The 15,897-nt window shown below is 70.0% G+C and carries 13 protein-coding genes; 6 read left to right on the top strand and 7 right to left on the bottom strand.

Annotation, left to right across the window (positions count from 1 at the left end; all coding sequences use genetic code 11):
* Positions 1–25: 25 nt before the first annotated feature.
* Together RAC81_RS16645 and RAC81_RS16640 are read right to left on the bottom strand one after the other, a co-directional pair.
* Entirely contained in the window at positions 26–979 is a 954-nt protein-coding gene (locus tag RAC81_RS16645) for a carbohydrate ABC transporter permease (RefSeq protein WP_375083391.1), read from the bottom strand.
* Positions 979–1,950, bottom strand: coding sequence for a carbohydrate ABC transporter permease (locus RAC81_RS16640; protein ID WP_375083390.1), 972 nt, complete (start codon positions 1,948–1,950; stop codon positions 979–981). The genes RAC81_RS16645 and RAC81_RS16640 overlap by 1 nt, the downstream gene beginning before the upstream one ends.
* A 162-nt stretch (positions 1,951–2,112) precedes the next feature.
* On the opposite strand from RAC81_RS16640, the gene RAC81_RS16635 reads away from it, so the two are divergent.
* Positions 2,113–2,757: a Pr6Pr family membrane protein gene (locus RAC81_RS16635; protein WP_375083389.1), complete on the top strand. Its 645-nt coding sequence runs from the start codon at positions 2,113–2,115 to the stop codon at positions 2,755–2,757.
* Positions 2,758–2,772: 15 nt separating this feature from the next.
* Here RAC81_RS16635 and RAC81_RS16630 read toward each other — a convergent pair whose 3' ends face one another.
* Both RAC81_RS16630 and RAC81_RS16625 read right to left on the bottom strand, forming a co-directional pair.
* Positions 2,773–4,158, bottom strand: coding sequence for an FAD-dependent oxidoreductase (locus tag RAC81_RS16630; protein WP_375083388.1), 1,386 nt, complete (start codon positions 4,156–4,158; stop codon positions 2,773–2,775).
* Between the two features lie 59 nt (positions 4,159–4,217).
* Positions 4,218–5,222, bottom strand: a complete 1,005-nt coding sequence (locus RAC81_RS16625) for a LacI family DNA-binding transcriptional regulator (RefSeq protein ID WP_375083387.1) — start codon at positions 5,220–5,222, stop codon at positions 4,218–4,220.
* Between the two features lie 115 nt (positions 5,223–5,337).
* Between RAC81_RS16625 and RAC81_RS16620 the strand changes: the two genes are divergently transcribed.
* From RAC81_RS16620 to RAC81_RS16605, 4 genes are read left to right on the top strand one after another with little or no spacing between them, the layout of a single operon-like run.
* Positions 5,338–6,588 (top strand): extracellular solute-binding protein, encoded by a 1,251-nt coding sequence (locus tag RAC81_RS16620; protein ID WP_375083386.1) that lies wholly within the window; start codon positions 5,338–5,340, stop codon positions 6,586–6,588.
* A 2-nt stretch (positions 6,589–6,590) separates the two neighbouring features.
* On the top strand, positions 6,591–7,688 hold the full coding sequence (locus tag RAC81_RS16615; protein ID WP_096714219.1) for a carbohydrate ABC transporter permease: 1,098 nt from the start codon (positions 6,591–6,593) through the stop codon (positions 7,686–7,688).
* The gene (locus RAC81_RS16610; protein WP_375083385.1) at positions 7,685–8,524 is read left to right on the top strand and encodes a carbohydrate ABC transporter permease; all 840 of its coding nucleotides are present in this window, start codon (positions 7,685–7,687) and stop codon (positions 8,522–8,524) included. The genes RAC81_RS16615 and RAC81_RS16610 overlap by 4 nt, the downstream gene beginning before the upstream one ends.
* Entirely contained in the window at positions 8,521–10,389 is a 1,869-nt protein-coding gene (locus RAC81_RS16605; RefSeq protein WP_375083384.1) for a glycogen debranching N-terminal domain-containing protein, read from the top strand. Before RAC81_RS16610 ends, RAC81_RS16605 begins: the two co-directional genes overlap by 4 nt.
* Positions 10,390–10,497: 108 nt before the next feature.
* Here RAC81_RS16605 and hutI read toward each other — a convergent pair whose 3' ends face one another.
* From hutI to hutH, 3 genes are read right to left on the bottom strand one after another with little or no spacing between them, the layout of a single operon-like run.
* Positions 10,498–11,757: an imidazolonepropionase gene (gene hutI / locus RAC81_RS16600; RefSeq protein ID WP_375083383.1), complete on the bottom strand. Its 1,260-nt coding sequence runs from the start codon at positions 11,755–11,757 to the stop codon at positions 10,498–10,500.
* Positions 11,754–13,451, bottom strand: coding sequence for a urocanate hydratase (gene hutU / locus RAC81_RS16595; RefSeq protein WP_375083382.1), 1,698 nt, complete (start codon positions 13,449–13,451; stop codon positions 11,754–11,756). Before hutU ends, hutI begins: the two co-directional genes overlap by 4 nt.
* A complete protein-coding gene (gene hutH, locus RAC81_RS16590) occupies positions 13,444–14,985 on the bottom strand; it encodes a histidine ammonia-lyase (protein ID WP_375083381.1) in 1,542 nt (513 codons plus the stop codon). Before hutH ends, hutU begins: the two co-directional genes overlap by 8 nt.
* Before the next feature lie 52 nt (positions 14,986–15,037).
* Between hutH and RAC81_RS16585 the strand changes: the two genes are divergently transcribed.
* Entirely contained in the window at positions 15,038–15,829 is a 792-nt protein-coding gene (locus tag RAC81_RS16585; RefSeq protein ID WP_375083380.1) for an IclR family transcriptional regulator, read from the top strand.
* Positions 15,830–15,897 lie beyond the last annotated feature (68 nt).

Here is a 15,897-nt window from a genome sequence, read left to right as displayed (position 1 = left end):
TCGATGGACGTGTGGTGTTGCCGCATCAGCCCTTCCGCCCCTGCGTGGCGACGCCCTCGATGAAGTAGCGCTGCCCGAAGGCGAAGAGGATGAGCATCGGCACGGTCACGATCAGAGACGCCACCATGACGTACTGATAGTCGCCGTGACCGCCGGCTGTCGGGCTGTACTTCGTCATGGCGTAGGCGATGCCGAGCGGGGCCGTGAACTCGTCGACGGAGCCCGCGTTCAGGTAGATGAGGGCCGCCTGGAGGTTGTTCCAGCTCGCCTGGAACTCGAACAGGAACACGATGATGAACGACGGGATCGACAGCGGCATCGCGATCCGCCAGAACAGGCCCCAGTAGCTGGCCCCGTCGAGACGAGCGGCTTCGAAGAGCTCGCGGGGCAGCCCCAGGAAGAACTGCCGTTGCAGGAAGATGTAGAACGCGGATCCGAAGAGGTTCATGCCCCACAGGGGCACCCACGTGCCCAGCATCCCCGTCTCTTTCCAGATCAGGTAGATCGGGATCATCGTGACGGCGCCGGGCAGCATCATGGTGGCCAGGACCAACCCGAAGAGCAGCCCGCGGCCGGGGAACCTGAAGTACGCGAATCCGAAGGCGACGATCGAGCTCGAGATCGCGACGGTGCCGGCGGCGAGCAGGGCGATGGCGATGCTGTTCCACATCCAGCTGAGGAGCGGGAGCTGGTTCCACACCTCGATGTAGTTCTCGGGGATGAACGTCTTGGGGATGAGCGAGTTGTCGAACACCTCGCCGCGGGGCTTGAAACTCGCCGCCAGGAGCCACACGAACGGGTAGAGGAACAGGAGGCCGAACCCGATGAGGATGACGGCGAGGACGATCCGCACTGCGAGACTCTTCGGCTGCGACACCGCGCGACGCAAGCGCGACCTCTTCGGCACCGTGACGGCGCGAGTCTCGTTCTCGAGGATGGGCTCGGCGGCGGGAGGCAGCTGCCGCAGTGAAGACGACATCAACGGTCTCCCTCGTAGTAGACGAATCGGTTGCCGACCTTCACCTGGATGACCGTGATGATCATGATGATCACGAACAGCAGCCAGGCCATCGCCGCGGCGAAGCCGAAGTTGAACTGGCGGAAGGCCTGCTGGAAGAGATAGATCGCGTAGAAGAGCGAGGCTTCAGGCGACGAATTGCTCTGATCTCGCCAGAACAGCAGGTAGGCCTGATCGAAGATCTGGAAAGCGGCGATCGACAGCACGATGACGTTGAAGAACATCGCGCCGGAGATCATCGGGAGCGTGATCGAGAAGAAGCGTCGGATCGCGCCCGCGCCGTCGATCGACGCGACCTCGTAGAGCTCGGTCGGCACGTTCTTCAGCGCGGCGAGGAAGATCACCATCGTGCCGGCCACGGTCCACAGGGTCATGATGACGATGCTCGGCTTCACCCACGCCGGGTCGACGAGCCACTGCGGACCCTGGATGCCGAAGAGGCGCAGGAACTGGTTGATCGCACCGGAGTTGCCGTTCAGCAGCAGGAAGAACACCGCGGCGGTCGCGACGGCCGGGGTCATCTTCGGCAGGTAGTAGAGCGTGCGGAAGATGCCCGCTCCCCGGCCGACGCGGTTGAGCAGCAGCGCGAGGACGAGCGCGAAGACGATCTCGAGCGGTACGGCCATGACGACGTAGAAGAGGGTGTTGGCGAGCGAGACGCCCACCCGCGGATCCTCGAACAGCTGCTCGTAGTTGGTCGTGCCGACGGGCCGAGCCGTGTTGGTCGCCAGGTTGTAGTTGCTGAACGAGATGTACAGGCTGTACGCCATGGCCCCCGCCGTGAAGACGAGGAAGCCGATGATCCACGGCGAGATGAAGAGGTAGCCCGCCAGCGCTTCGCGCTTGTTGTAGTGCTGCTTCAGTGCAGGACTGCGCCTGCTGCGACGGGTGCCGCGCTCCCTGCGGGCGCGCGACGGGGAGGATACTGACATGGCGTGAATCTAGAAGCGGTTCTCCCTTTCCGCGCGGGGCTTGCTTCTTCTCGCGCAGTGTGATTCCGCCCCTCCTGCGCGGCGATCTCCGTCGCACTCCGTAGACTCGCCGGATGGGCGACGCGCGACCCGACGCGCGTCGAGGGAGGGACGACGGCCACAGTGAGGGCACGAGCGGTCTTCGGCGTGCTGCGCCTCGCCGCGGCGAGCGTGTGCACCGTCGCCCTCGTGCATCGCATGTTCTGGGGGCTCAGCTCCGCCACGATCGCCGGAGAGAACTTCTTCGCCTACCTCACGGTGCAGTCGAACTGCGCGCTGGTGGTCGTGCTGCTCATCGGCGCGGTGCTCGCGTTCCGGCGGATGACGGATCCGCGGTGGTTCACGGTCTCCCTCGCACTCGTGCTCACCTGGACGATCACGGCCGGTCTCGCGTTCGCATTGATCGTCTGGCAGGCGGGGCTCCGCGGCATCCGCGTCGACGTGCCCTGGTCGGATCAGGTGCTGCACTTCTACCTGCCGGCGTGCACCGCCATCGCCTGGGTGCTCACCCCCGGCCACCGCGGTGTGCCGTGGTGGGTGGTGCCGACCGCGCTCGCCTTCCCCCTCGCCTGGGGCGGCGTGACCCTGTGGCGCGGCCCGATCGTCGGCTGGTACCCGTACTACTTCCTCGATCCGCGGCAGGTGTCGGGGCCGCCGGAGTTCCTCATCACGAGCGGCATCGCGCTCGCGATCTTCGCGGCGGTGGCGTCGGTCATCGTGCTCGTGAGCCGGATGCGCCGACGGGGACACGACCGGCCACCGGTCTGACCACGCCCTCCCGCGTCAGGGCGCCGCGAGGAACGGTGCGAGCGAGGCGATGGCCGCCTCGAGCGCCTTCTGGTCGTCGAGCTCTGCGAACTCGCCTGCCGCATCACCGCCGAGGATGCCGACCACGACGCTCTCACCGGTCTCGGCCGAGAGGTCGAACCACGTGCGGATCAGCGCGTCACCACCCACGACATGCCACACCGTCGGCACGGCGGCGTCGGGATCCTCGGGGGCCGTGGCGGCGAACGGAGATTCATCGAACCGCATCCAGACCGTCTCGATCCGACCCATGCCGAGTTCGGCGATCGCCCCGCGCTGTGCGAAGGGCAGCGCGGGGGCGAACTCCAGCCCCTTTCCCTGCAGCACTCCGAGCGGGACCGTGACGACGACCCTGTCGAAGGAGAGCGACTCGCCCGTGGCTATCCTCAGGCTGAGGCCGGCGTCGTCGTAGGCGACGCGAGAGATCGGAGACGAGAGGCTGACCTTCGCGCCCTCGAGCAGGTCTTCGACGACGGCCCCGAGATCACCGAGGGGAGCGATCAGCTCCGACGGGGGCAGAGCGGGCGGGAACCAGGTCGACGCCTCGTCGGCATCGGAGCCGGAGGATGCCGCCACGGCGGCGAGGAGTGCCACGATGCCCGCATCCTCGACATCGACGCCCGCCTCGGACAGGGCGTCGGCGAGCGCGACGTCGGTCGGCTGCTGCTGTCCGGCGGTGATCGCCCTCTGCACGGGTTCGGTCGACACCGGCTCGACATCGCCCTCTGCCGATCGCCAGGCCTGTGCGCCCAGCACGGTGGTGCGGATGTCGATGCGGGTGAGCTGCGCGGCCATCTCGCTCTCGGCCGAGGCGAGGAGCCACCCGCCCAGTTGCGCGGGAACGGGCCACCGCTTCTCGTCGACCACCGACTGCACCCGGCCTCCGACTCGGTCGCGTGCCTCGAAGACCGTGACCTCGTGACCGGCCTCGACGAGGCGCGAGGTCGCGACGGCACCCGCGAGACCCGCGCCGATCACCGCGATCCGCTCGCCGTCGCCCGCGACCCGCTGCACGTCGTCGGCGGCGCGCTCACCCGAGCGCAGCGCGGCGTCGATCGTGCCAGGCGCCTCGGTGTCGGTCGCCTCACCGGCGAAGAACACGCGGTCGTCGACGGGGGCGGCTAGCGCCTCGCGAGCGCTCTGCTGCGTGCCGACCGGGGTGTAACTGGCGGCGCCGAGGGAGAACGGATCCGTGCTCCAGGCGCTGCGGGCGAACGCGGTGGGCGTTATCGCACCTGCGGTGGGCTTCGGCGTCGGGGTCCGGGTGGGCGTGGCAGTGGGCGCCGGCTCAGGCGTGCAGGAGGAGAGAATCACTCCCAGGACACCGGCGCCGGCGCCGATCAGCAGAGTGCGACGCGTCATCCTCATCGTGTCGCAACGATACCGCGCCCGCCGCGTCGCCGCCTGCCGACCCGAGGAGGTCAGCGGATCACGAGTTCCGGCGTGATGAGCGCGTGCGCGGATCCGGACTCGAGGCGACGCGGCGCCACGACATCGCCCGTCGGTCCCATGAGCAGCGTCAGAATCGCGTCCGCGACATCCTCGGGTCGCTGCTCGACACTGGAGAACCCGAGCGCCTCGGCGGTGGGCGTGTTGTCGAATCCGATGACCGGCGCCCTGACCCCGGCGTCGGCGAGCGCGAGCAGCGCGCCGACGGCGAGCGAGTCGCTCGCGCAGACGATGGCGTCGGCGCGAGTGCCGCCGCTCAGGGCGGCGGCGACGGCGTGCCGCGCACCCTGCACGGAATCCTCCGACACGATGCGGGCGCCCTGCGCCCCGGCGCGGTCGATCGCCTCCCGCCATCCGCGCTCTCGGTCGTCGCCGGTCCCAGAACCCGACGGCCAGCCCAGGAAGGTCACCGACCCTCCGCGCTGCAACGCGTGCTCTGTCGCCGCACGCGTGCCCGCCGCGCCGTCGACATCGACCCACAGGTGCGTCGGGTCGGCGATATCGTCGTCACCCCAGGGACGGCCGAAGGAGATGAAGGGCAGGCCGACCGCATCCAGTCTCCCCACCCGCTGGTCGTCGCGAACGGTACCGGTGATGATGGCGGCATCGATCTCCGAGCCCTCCCAGAGCTCTGCGAGCCGGGCGAGCTCCTCTTCCGGCGTGCGGGCCGCGTAGACCAGCATCCGCATGCCGCGCTCGCTGGACCGGTCGGTGATCGCGTGCACGAACCGATCGAGCACCACACCCGAGACCCCGCCGAGGTAGGGGTCGAGTCGGATGCCGATGGTCGAGCTCCGCCGGAGACGCAACCTGCGTGCCGCCGCGTGCCGGCGGTATCCGAGCTCATCGATCGAGGCGAGCACCCGCTCCCGCGTCGCGGGCTTCACGATGTCGGGCGTGTTCAGCACATTCGACACCGTCTGGCGGGAGACGCCGGCGTGCGCAGCGACATCCTCGACCGTGGGAGCCTTCGCCATCCTTCACCTCGATCCCGCGGGCTTGACACGTCCGGCCCGCGCAACCTAGCGTATGGCATGCGCAGTTTGATCGTTCAAATTTCTGCGCCAGAGGCCCTCATCAAAGGAGAGAGACATGACACGGCACACCACACGCGCCCTCCTCGGCACCGGGGCGGTGCTGCTCACCAGCACGCTCGTGCTCACGGGATGCGGCTCCGGCTTCTCCGGTGACGAACCCGCAGGGGACTCCGACGGACTCAGCTCGTCGGACGACGCGCTCACCGTGCTGATCGGCTCGTCGGGTGACGCCGAGACCGAAGCCGTGCAGTCTGCACTCGACGCCTGGTCGGAGGAGTCGGGCACCGACGTCGACCTTCAGGTGGCGAGCGACCTCGCGCAGGAGCTGTCGCAGGGCTTCGCGGCCGGCGAACCCGCCGACCTCTTCTACCTCGCGCCGGAGCAGATGGCGGGCTACGCGTCGAACGGCTCGCTCCAGGCCTACGGCGACGAACTCGCCAACAAGGACGACTTCTACCCGTCGCTCGTCGAGAACTTCACCCTCGACGGCACCTTCTACTGCGCGCCGAAGGACTTCTCCACGCTCGCCCTCGTGATCAACACCCAGATGTGGGCGGACGCCGGACTCACCGATGCCGACCTGCCGAAGACGTGGGATGACCTCGCATCGGTCGCCCAGAAGCTCACCACCCCGGAGCACGTGGGACTCGCCTTCGGCGCCGAGTACCAGCGGGTCGGCACGTTCATGGCCCAGGCCGGCGGCGGGCTCGTCGACGACGGCACCGCGATCGCCGACGACCAGGCGAACGTCGATGCACTGGACTACGTCAAGACGCACCTCGCCGACGGCACCTTCGCCTTCGCGAAGGACATCGGTGCGGGCTGGGGCGGTGAGGCGCTCGGCAAGGGCCTCGCAGCGATGGTGATCGAGGGCAACTGGATCACGGGCGCGATGGCGAACGACTTCAGCTCGATCGGCTACACCGTCGCGGAGCTCCCGGAGGGCCCCGGCGGCCAGGGCACTCTGCAGTTCACGAACTGCTGGGGCATGGCAGCAGACAGCCCGAACCAGCAGGCCGCGCTCGACCTCGTCGAGTACCTCACCAGCGCCGACAGCCAGCTCGCGTTCTCGAAGGCCTTCGGCCCGATGCCGTCGATCACCTCGGCCGCCGACCAGTGGACGACGGACAACCCCGACCTCGCACCGTTCCTCGCCGGTGCGGACTACGCGCAGTTCCCGCCGAACCAGGACGGCGCGGCCGACGTGATCTCCGACTTCAACGCGCAGCTCGAGTCGCTGAAGACCGGTGACCCCGAGCAGATCCTCGGCACCGTGCAGTCGAACCTCGAAGCGATCGTCGAGTAGTCATGGCGGTGCAGGCCACGCCTCGCCGCGGAGGGGCCTCCGGGCTCCGCCGCGGCGAGGCCGCAGCCGGATGGCTCTTCACGGCGCCGGTGATCGTCATCCTCGGGGTCTTCCTGCTCGTCCCCGTGCTCATGGCGCTCTGGGTGAGCATGTCGGACTGGGCGGGGCGCGGCAGCCCCCTCTCGCCGTCGGTGTCGTTCGTGGGCGTCGAGAACTACTCCGCGGTGCTCGCCGACGGCGGTCTCGCGACCAAGGACTTCGGCACCGCCCTGCGCAACAACGCCTGGTACGTGCTGCTCGTCGTCCCCCTGCAGACCGCCATCGCCCTCTTCCTCGCGGTGCTGGTGAACCGCGCCGTGCTGCGCGGCCGCGGATTCTTCCGCACCGCCTACTACTTCCCCTCCGTGACCAGCTCCGTGGCGATCACCGTGCTGTGGCTGTTCCTGTTCTCGGCGAGCGGCGCGGTGAACAGCGTGCTCGCCTGGTTCGGCGTCAACGGTCCGAACTGGTTCAACGACCCCCGCGGCATCCTGCACCTCGCCCTCAGCGGAGTCGGCGTCGACGCCGGCCCCGCCGCACTGACCGGTGGCGGCATGCTCGGCATCTCCTGGTGGGAGTGGCTCGCCGGGCCGTCGATCGCGATGAGCGCCTACATCCTCATGGCGATCTTCACCACCTCCGGCACGTTCATGCTGCTGTTCCTCGCCGGCCTGCAGAACCTCGGCGCCGACGTCGACGAGGCCGCGATGATGGACGGCGCGAACGGCTGGCAGCGCTTCTGGCGCGTCACGCTCCCCCAGCTGCGCCCGACGCTGTTCACCGTGCTGACCCTCGGCCTGATCGGGTGCTGGCAGGTTTTCGACCAGATCTACACCGGAACGCGCGGGGCCCCGAGCAAGACGACGCTCACCCCGGCGTACCTCTCGTACAAGACCGCATTCACGGACCAGGAGTGGGGTCAGGGCGCGGCGATCGCCTTCATCCTCTTCGTCATCATCGTCGTGTTCACGCTGCTGCAGCGCTGGGTGCTGCGCGATAGGCCGGTGTCGCGCCGCCGGATCCGCGCCTACGAGATCACGACGAAGGGAGGTGCATCATGAGACTCTCGTCGAAGCAGCTCACGTGGCAGATCGTGCTGTACGCGGTGCTGATCGTGCTCGCACTGATCTACATCTACCCGTTCCTCATCCAGGTGTTCACGAGCTTCAAGACCGATGAGGACGCCGCATCGTCGGGCGTGAACCTCCTCCCGGAATCGTGGACCTTCGCGGCCTACGAGCGCCTGTTCGCGAACTCCGACTTCCCGTCCTGGTTCGTCAACAGCGCGATCGTGACCGTCTTCGTCACCGCCGGTCGCGTGTTCTTCAACTCCCTCGCCGGGTACGCGCTCGCCCGTCTGCGGTTCCGCGGGCGCGGCGTCGTGTTCGCGGCACTCGTGGCGGTCATGTCGGTGCCGACCGTCGTGCTGCTGATCCCGAAGTTCCTCGTGATCAATCAGCTCGGCATCTTCAACTCCTACGCGGGCATGATCCTGCCGCTGCTCGTCGACGCCGCCGGCGTCTTCATCATGAAGAACTTCTTCGAGTCGATCCCGGTGTCGGTCGAGGAGCAGGCCCGCATCGACGGCGCCGGCACGTTCCGCATGTTCTGGTCCGTCGTGCTGCCCATGGCGACGCCCGCGCTCATCACGATCGTGATCCTGTCGTTCCAGGGCTCGTGGAACGAACTCAGCCACTTCATCGTGTCGACCAACGACCCCGCCCTGACGACTCTGACGAAGGGCGTCGCGTCCCTCGCGAGCGGCCAGCTCAGTCAGGGCACCCAGTACCCGCTCAAGCTGGCGGCGGCGCTCATCATGACGATCCCCGTCGCCGTGATGTTCTTCATCTTCCAGCGCCGAATCATGAATTCCACCGAAGGAGCCGTCAAGGAATGACCGACCGCCCCCACCTCCAGCCTCTGCTCGACGACGCCGTCATCGTGCTCGCCGCCCCCACCCAGGTCTGGTCCGATCGCGCCGGGCGCATCGGGACCGCGCCGATCCACGGGGTGTTCCACGGCGACGTCCGGCACATCGCCGGGATCGACATCGCGGTGCGCGGAACAGCTCTCGAATCGATCGGATGCTCCTCGCCGACACCACGGAACGTGCGCTTCACCGACCTGCTGCGCGGACTCGATGACGCGGGGGCCGACCCCAAGGTGCGGCTCGACAGGGATCGCACGGTGGCGGCCGGTCGGTTCGCGGAGACGCTGCGGTTCTCGTCGCACCTCGAGGATGCCGTCGAGGTCGCCGTCGAGGTGCGCGTGCGACCCGATTTCGCGCCGATGCAACTCGTCAAGGCGGGCGAGGACGGAGATCAGGACTGGACGTGGGACGGTGAGCGCTGCCGAGCGGGAGAGGCATCGTTCGCCCTCTCGGCTCGGGGTGCCGACGTGTCGGCCGACGGGGGCGATCTGGTCGTCGCCTGGAGTGCGACCGTCCCCGCGCGCGGCGCCGTCGAGCTGTCGTGGGCGGCGGACCTCGACGACCCGACCCTGGTGGTGACCACGCCGGGGCAGGCCGCCGAGATCCGCCGCATCGCCATCGGGAACGACCCGCGCGCCGCCCGGTGGGTCGACCGGGCCACCGCCGACCTCGACGCCCTGCGCCTCGCTCTCCCCGATCACCCGGATGACGCCTTCTACGCGGCGGGGGCTCCGTGGTTCTTCACGCTGTTCGGGCGCGACTCGATCTGGGCGGCGCGCCTGGCCCTGGCATCCGACCCTGCGATCGCCGGATCGACTCTGCGGGTGCTCGCCCGGCTGCAGGGCACGACGGTCGACCCGCGGACCGCTGAGGCGCCGGGAAAGATCGCGCACGAACTGCGCAGCGCTGAGCTCTCGCTGCCGGGCGAGGGCGTGCTCCTGCCGCCGCTGTACTACGGCACGGTCGACGCCACCCCGCTGTGGGTGTGCCTGTTGGCCGATGCGCGGGACGCGGGCTTGCCGGAGCACGACCTGCGCGAGCTGCTTCCCGCTCTGCGCGCCGCCCTGGACTGGATGATCATGCACGGCGACGCCTCGGGCAGCGGATTCATCGACTACGCCGACGAGACGGGGCACGGTCTGGCGAATCAGGGATGGAAGGACTCCGGAGACTCGATCCAGTGGCGCGACGGGCGGCTCGCCGAGGGTCCGATCGCGCTGAGCGAGGTGCAGGGCTACGCCTATGAGGCCGCCGTGCGCGGTGCGGCGCTGCTCGACGAGCTCGGCGAGCCGGGCGGCGACGCCCTGCTCTCCTGGGCGGCGGATCTGCGCCGGCGGTTCCGTGAGGCTTATTGGGTGACGACCGCGGAAGGGCGGTACCCCGCCATCGCGCTCGACGCGCACGGCGCCGCGGTCGACACCCTCACCAGCAACATCGGCCATCTGATCGGCACCGGTCTGCTCGACGCCGAGGAGGAGCGCGCGTGCGCGGAGCTGCTCCTCGGCGAGTCGATGTCGAGCGGCTACGGCATCCGCACGATGTCGACGGATGCCGCGGGCTACTGGCCGCTCAGCTACCACGGCGGCAGCGTGTGGACGCACGACACCGCGATCGCCGTGCACGGCATGCTGCGCGCCGGCCTTGCGGACGAGGCCCGGCACGTCGCCGCGCAGCTGCTCGATCTCGCGGAGGGATTCGACTACCGCGTTCCCGAGCTGCACTCCGGTGAGCCGCGCGTGCCGGGCGGTCGCCCCGTACCGTATCCCGCGGCGTGCCGCCCGCAGGCCTGGTCGGCTGCGGCGGCGGTCGTGACCGCCGCCGCGCTGCGCTGACGCATCCGGCATCCGGCATCCGGCTTCCGGCTTCCGGTCGCAGTTCGTGTCGCTTTCCACCGTGGCGAACGGCACGAATCGCGACCGGAACGGATGCCGGCGTCGACGTCAGCGGACGGCGACCCCGTCCTTCCAGACGCGCTCCACGAGGGGCACGCCCGGACGGTAGGCGAGGTGGGTGCGCGTCGGCGCGTTCAGCAGCACGAGGTCGGCCCGGGCTCCCGGCATGATGACTCCGACGTCGTCGCGACGCAGCGCCCTCGCGCCGCCCGCGGTCGCCGCCCGCACCGCTTCGGCAGGGGTCATACCCATGTCGCGGACCGCGAGCGCGATGCAGAACGGCATGGACGAGGTGAAGCTCGAGCCGGGGTTCGTGTCGCACGCGAGCGCCACCGTCACTCCCGCGTCGATCAGCCGCCGCGCGTCCGGGTAGGGCTGCCTCGTCGAGAACTCGACCCCCGGCAGCAGTGTGAGGACGGTGTCCGACCCGGCGAGCGCGGCGACATCGGCATCCGTCAGATAGGTGCCGTGATCCACCGAGGCCGCGCCGAGCTCGACCGCGAGCTGCACGCCGTCGCCCGGTCCGAGCTGGCTCGCGTGCAGGCGCGCTCGCAGCCCGCGCGCGATTCCCGCCTCGAGGATGCGACGAGACTGCCCGACCGTGAACGCACCGGTCTCGCAGAACACGTCGATCCACCGTGAGTACGGCGCACAGGCATCGAGCATCGGGCCGCACACCAGGTCGACGTACTCCTCGGGGTCGTCGGCGTACTCGGCGGGGACGACGTGCGCCCCCAGGAACGTCACCTCGGGCGTCACCTCCGCGGCCAGGCGCACGAGCCGCTCCTCGTCGGCGACCGAGAGGCCGTAGCCGCTCTTGATCTCGACCGTGGTCGTGCCCTGCCCGAGCATCTCGTCGAGGAACCCGCGCAGGCGCGCGCGGAGCTCGTCGTCGCTCGCGGCGCGCGTGGCGGCGACGGTGGAGCGGATGCCCCCGGCGGCGTACTTCTGCCCCGCCATGCGCGCCTCGAACTCGGCGGCGCGGTCCCCGCCGAACACGAGGTGGCTGTGGCTGTCGACGAAGCCGGGGATCACGGCCCGGCCCTCGGCGTCGACGACCTCGTCGGCGTCCGGTGCCTCCGCGGCTGAGCCGACCCACGCGATCCGTCCGCCGTCGATCAGCACGGCCGCGTCGCGCGTCGTGCCGCACGGGTCGCCTGCGCGTCCCGATCCGCTGACGTCGTCCCGATCCGCCGCCGCATCCGCCGAATCGGACCGCAGATCGGGGCCGCGTCCGCGAATCGGGTCTGCCGGCGAGCCGACGTTGGTCGTCAGCTCGCCGATGTTCGTGATCAGCAGAGTGCTCATAGGCGTGGTGCTCGCAGCATCGGCACCGTCAGGCCGCGATCGCGGGCGATCTCGCGCGCGTGCTCGTATCCGGCGTCCACGTGCCGCATGACGCCGGTGCCGGGGTCGTTGGTCAGCACGCGCTCGAGCTTCTCTGCGGCGAGCGCGGAGCCGTCGGCGACCGTGACCTGACCGGCGTGGATCGACCGCCCGATGCCGACTCCGCCGCCGTGGTGCAACGACACCCACGACGCGCCGGATGCCGTGTTGAGCAGAGCGTTGAGCAGCGGCCAGTCGGCGATCGCGTCGGAGCCGTCCTTCATGCCCTCGGTCTCGCGATACGGGGAGGCCACTGAGCCGGAGTCGAGGTGGTCGCGACCGATCACGATCGGCGCCGAGAGCTCCCCGGAGGCCACCATCTCGTTGAACTTCAGGCCTGCGAGGTGCCGCTCCTTGTAGCCCAGCCAGCAGATCCTCGCCGGAAGCCCCTCGAAGTGGACCTTCTCGCCCGCCTTCTCCAGCCAGCGGTGCAGCGCGGCGTCCTCTGGGAACAGCTCGGCGATCGCGCGGTCGGTCCTGCGGATGTCCTCCGGGTCGCCCGAGAGGGCGGCCCAGCGGAACGGGCCCCGCCCCTCCTCGAACTGGGGGCGGATGTACGCGGGCACGAACCCGGGGAAGTCGAAGGCCCGCTCGAAACCGCCGAGCTGCGCCTCCGCCCGGATCGAGTTGCCGTAGTCGAACACCGCGGCCCCGGCATCCTGGAACCCCACCATCGCCGCGACGTGCGCGGCCATGGATCCACGGGAGCGACGCGTGAACTCCTCGGGATCGCGCGCGGCCTCCGCCCTCCAGTCGGCGACCGGGACGCCGATCGGAAGATACGCGAGCGGGTCGTGCGCACTCGTCTGGTCTGTCACGATGTCGATGGCCACGCCGCGGCGCAGCAGCTCGGGGAACACCTCGGCCGCATTGCCGACGATGCCGACCGACAGGGCCTTCCCCGCTTCCTTCGCGGCGGAGACGCGGGCCACGGCGGTGTCGAGGTCGGTGGTGTACTCGTCGAGGTAGCCGTGGTCGACGCGACGGGCGAGGCGTGTCTCGTCGACGTCGACGATCAGCACGACTCCCTCGTTCATGGTCACGGCGAGCGGCTGCGCGCCGCCCATGCCCCCGGCCCCGCCGGTCAGGGTCAGCGTGCCTTGCAGCGAGTCGCGACCGAGCGAACGGGCCACGGCGGCGAAGGTCTCGTATGTCCCCTGCAGAATGCCCTGCGTGCCGATGTAGATCCACGAGCCGGCGGTCATCTGCCCGTACATGGTGAGTCCGAGCTGCTCGAGCCGCCGGAACTCCGGCCAGTTCGCCCAGTCGCCGACGAGGTTCGAGTTCGCGATCAGCACGCGCGGAGCCCACTCGTGCGTGCGGAACACCCCGACCGGCTTGCCGGACTGCACGAGCAGCGTCTCGTCGGGCTCGAGCTCGTCGAGGGTCCCCACGATCGCGTCGTAGGCCTCCCAGCTGCGAGCCGCCCGGCCGGTGCCGCCGTAGACGACGAGGTCTTCGGGGTGCTCGGCGACCTCGGGATCGAGGTTGTTCATCAGCATCCGCTTCGCCGCCTCGGCGCCCCAGCTCTTGGCGGTGCGCTGGTTGCCGCGCGGGGCGCGGATCGCGCGGGTGACGTCGGTGGTCGTGCGGGTGGTCGGTGTCCGGTCAGTCATGGGCATGCTCCTTCGCGATGCGGGCCATGGCGCCGGACTGCACCAGCGCGGTCACGGCCTCCATGTCGGGTGAGAGGTAGTGGTCGGGTCCTACGCCGGCGGCGACGGTGCGCACGAGGTCGCGCACTGCACCGGTCGCCGGCCCGGCCTGCAACGGCGCCCGCAGGTCGAGGGCCCGCGCCCCGGTGAGGATCTCGATGGCCAGCACTCGGCCGAGCCCGTCGATCGCGCGACGCAGCTTGCGCGCGGCCGCCCATCCCATCGACACATGGTCCTCCTGCATCGCCGACGACGGGATGGAGTCGACGGATGCCGGAGCCGCGAGCCGCTTGAGCTCGGAGACGATACCGGCGGCGGCGTACTGGGCGATCATCAGCCCGGAGTCGACGCCGACCTCATGGGCGAGGAACGGCGGGAGCCCGTGGTTGCGTGCCGGATCCAGCGCCCGGTCCGTGCGTCGCTCGGAGATCGAGGCGACATCGGCGACCGATATCGCGAGGAAGTCGAGCACGGCGGCGACCGGCGCCCCGTGAAAATTGCCGTTCGACTCGATCCGTCCGTCGACGGTGATGACGGGGTTGTCGATCACGCTCATCAGCTCGCGGTCGGCGATGAGCGTGGCGTGCGCCATGGTGTCGCGGGCGGCGCCGTGCACCTGCGGCGAGCAGCGCAGCGAGTATGCATCCTGCACCCGGCCGTCCTCCGGCCCCTTGTGGCTGTGCACGAGGGGCGAGCCGCCGAGGAAGGCGCGCAGATTGCGGGCGGACTCGGCCTGCCCGAACTGCGGCCGCAGCGTCATGAGGTCCGCGGCGAAAACGGCATCCGTCCCCAGCTGCGACTCGATCGACATCGCGGCGGCGATGTCGGCCGTCAGCATCAGCGTCTCGAGGTCGTGCAGCGCGAGCGAGAGCATGGCCAGCATCCCGTCCGTGCCGTTGATGAGCGCGAGGCCCTCCTTCTCGACGAGCTCCAGAGGCGCGATCCCCGCAGCGGCGAGGGCGTCGGCCGCGGAGACGATGTCACCGCCATGGACTCGAACCTCTCCCTCACCCATCCCGGCGAGGGCGATGTGCGCGAGCGGGGCGAGGTCGCCGGAGCATCCGAGGGAGCCGTACTCCCGGACGATCGGCACGATCCCGGCGTTGAGCAGAGCGGCGTACGTCTCCACCACGACGGGCCGCACCCCTGTGCGACCGGATGCGAGGGTCTGCAGACGCAGCAGCTGAAGACCGCGCACGACCTCGCGCTCGACCTCGGCGCCCGTGCCCGCAGCGTGCGAGCGGATCAGGCTGGCCTGAAGCTGACGACGGCGGTCAGCCGCGATGAACGTCGTGGCGAGGGCGCCGAAGCCGGAGGAGACGCCGTAGTGCGGGTCGGGGTCTGCGGCGAGTCCGTCGACGACCGCTCTGGTCTGCCGCACGCGGTCGAGGGCCTCGGGCGCGAGCACGACGGCGGCATCGTGACGGGCGACCGCGACGACGTCGGCGATCGAGAGCGGGGCGGCGCCCGCGATGACGGGGGAGGAAGAGCTCATGGTTCGATTCCACACCCGGGCAGTGGCGCGGGACAGGGCGCGATGGCATCCTGTGTCTGTGATCTCAGACAAAGCGGGCGGGCGCGAGCGCGGCTCGGGTGCGCAGGTTCCGGCGGCCGACAACACGCTGCGGATGCTGCGCTATCTCGCCGCACGGCCGACGCCGGTGGCCGCGTCGGCCCTCGCCCGCGATCTCGCGCTCCCCCGGTCGACGGTCTATCACCTGCTCACGACGCTGGCCGAGCACGGCTTCGTCCTGCATCTCGCCGAGGAGCGCCGATGGGGTCTCGGCACCTCCGCGTTCGAGCTCGCGGGCGGCTACACGAGACAGCAGCCCCTCGCCCGTCTCGGCCGGCCACTCGTCGCAGCGCTGTCGGACCGTCTGGGCGAGAGTGCGCACCTGGCTGTCATGAGCGGGGGCGACGTGCTGTACATCGTCGAGGAGCGAGCTCCGCGGCGCCCCGCGCTCGTCACGGACGTCGGGGTGCGGCTTCCGGCACACCTCACCGCGTCGGGCCGCGCGATGCTCGCCGCACTCCCTCGCGAGCAGGTGCGCGCGCTGTACCCGAGCGCCTCGGCGTTTCCCGACCGTACGGGACTCGGGCCTCGCACACCACGCGAACTCCGCGATGTACTGCGCACCGTGCGCGAGCGCGGTTACGCGACAGAGGACAGCGAGGTCGCCGATGGGCTCCGCAGCGTCGGCGCGGTCGTTCGCGACCACGCCGCGTGGCCGGTCGCCGCCGTCGCCGTGACGTGGGCGGACCCGGAGCTCGACGAGGGCGTGCTGGCGGATGCCGTGCGGGAGACCGCAGCGGTCCTCGAGTCTCGGTTGCACCGATGAGCGGCTCACCGCCGTGCGCGAGGAGTGCGTTAACGCAGAGAAGCCACCCAGCTTTGGGTGGCTTCTCT

The sequence above is a fragment of the Microbacterium sp. CR_7 genome, assembly GCF_041954755.1.
Classification (GTDB): domain Bacteria; phylum Actinomycetota; class Actinomycetes; order Actinomycetales; family Microbacteriaceae; genus Microbacterium.
The sequence above is the reverse complement of the archived record's forward strand: the minus strand, read 5'-3'. Positions and strand labels throughout refer to the sequence as shown.

What these genes read in the sequence shown, in the direction of transcription:
- RAC81_RS16645 (WP_375083391.1), bottom strand. Translation starts at nt 979, where the DNA reads ATGTCGTCTTCACTGCGGCAGCTGCCTCCCGCCGCCGAGCCCATCCTC.
- RAC81_RS16640 (WP_375083390.1), bottom strand. Translation starts at nt 1,950, where the DNA reads ATGTCAGTATCCTCCCCGTCGCGCGCCCGCAGGGAGCGCGGCACCCGT.
- RAC81_RS16630 (WP_375083388.1), bottom strand. Translation starts at nt 4,158, where the DNA reads ATGACGCGTCGCACTCTGCTGATCGGCGCCGGCGCCGGTGTCCTGGGA.
- RAC81_RS16625 (WP_375083387.1), bottom strand. Translation starts at nt 5,222, where the DNA reads ATGGCGAAGGCTCCCACGGTCGAGGATGTCGCTGCGCACGCCGGCGTC.
- RAC81_RS16620 (WP_375083386.1), top strand. Translation starts at nt 5,338, where the DNA reads ATGACACGGCACACCACACGCGCCCTCCTCGGCACCGGGGCGGTGCTG.
- RAC81_RS16615 (WP_096714219.1), top strand. Translation starts at nt 6,591, where the DNA reads ATGGCGGTGCAGGCCACGCCTCGCCGCGGAGGGGCCTCCGGGCTCCGC.
- RAC81_RS16610 (WP_375083385.1), top strand. Translation starts at nt 7,685, where the DNA reads ATGAGACTCTCGTCGAAGCAGCTCACGTGGCAGATCGTGCTGTACGCG.
- RAC81_RS16605 (WP_375083384.1), top strand. Translation starts at nt 8,521, where the DNA reads ATGACCGACCGCCCCCACCTCCAGCCTCTGCTCGACGACGCCGTCATC.
- hutI (WP_375083383.1), bottom strand. Translation starts at nt 11,757, where the DNA reads ATGAGCACTCTGCTGATCACGAACATCGGCGAGCTGACGACCAACGTC.
- hutU (WP_375083382.1), bottom strand. Translation starts at nt 13,451, where the DNA reads ATGACTGACCGGACACCGACCACCCGCACGACCACCGACGTCACCCGC.
- hutH (WP_375083381.1), bottom strand. Translation starts at nt 14,985, where the DNA reads ATGAGCTCTTCCTCCCCCGTCATCGCGGGCGCCGCCCCGCTCTCGATC.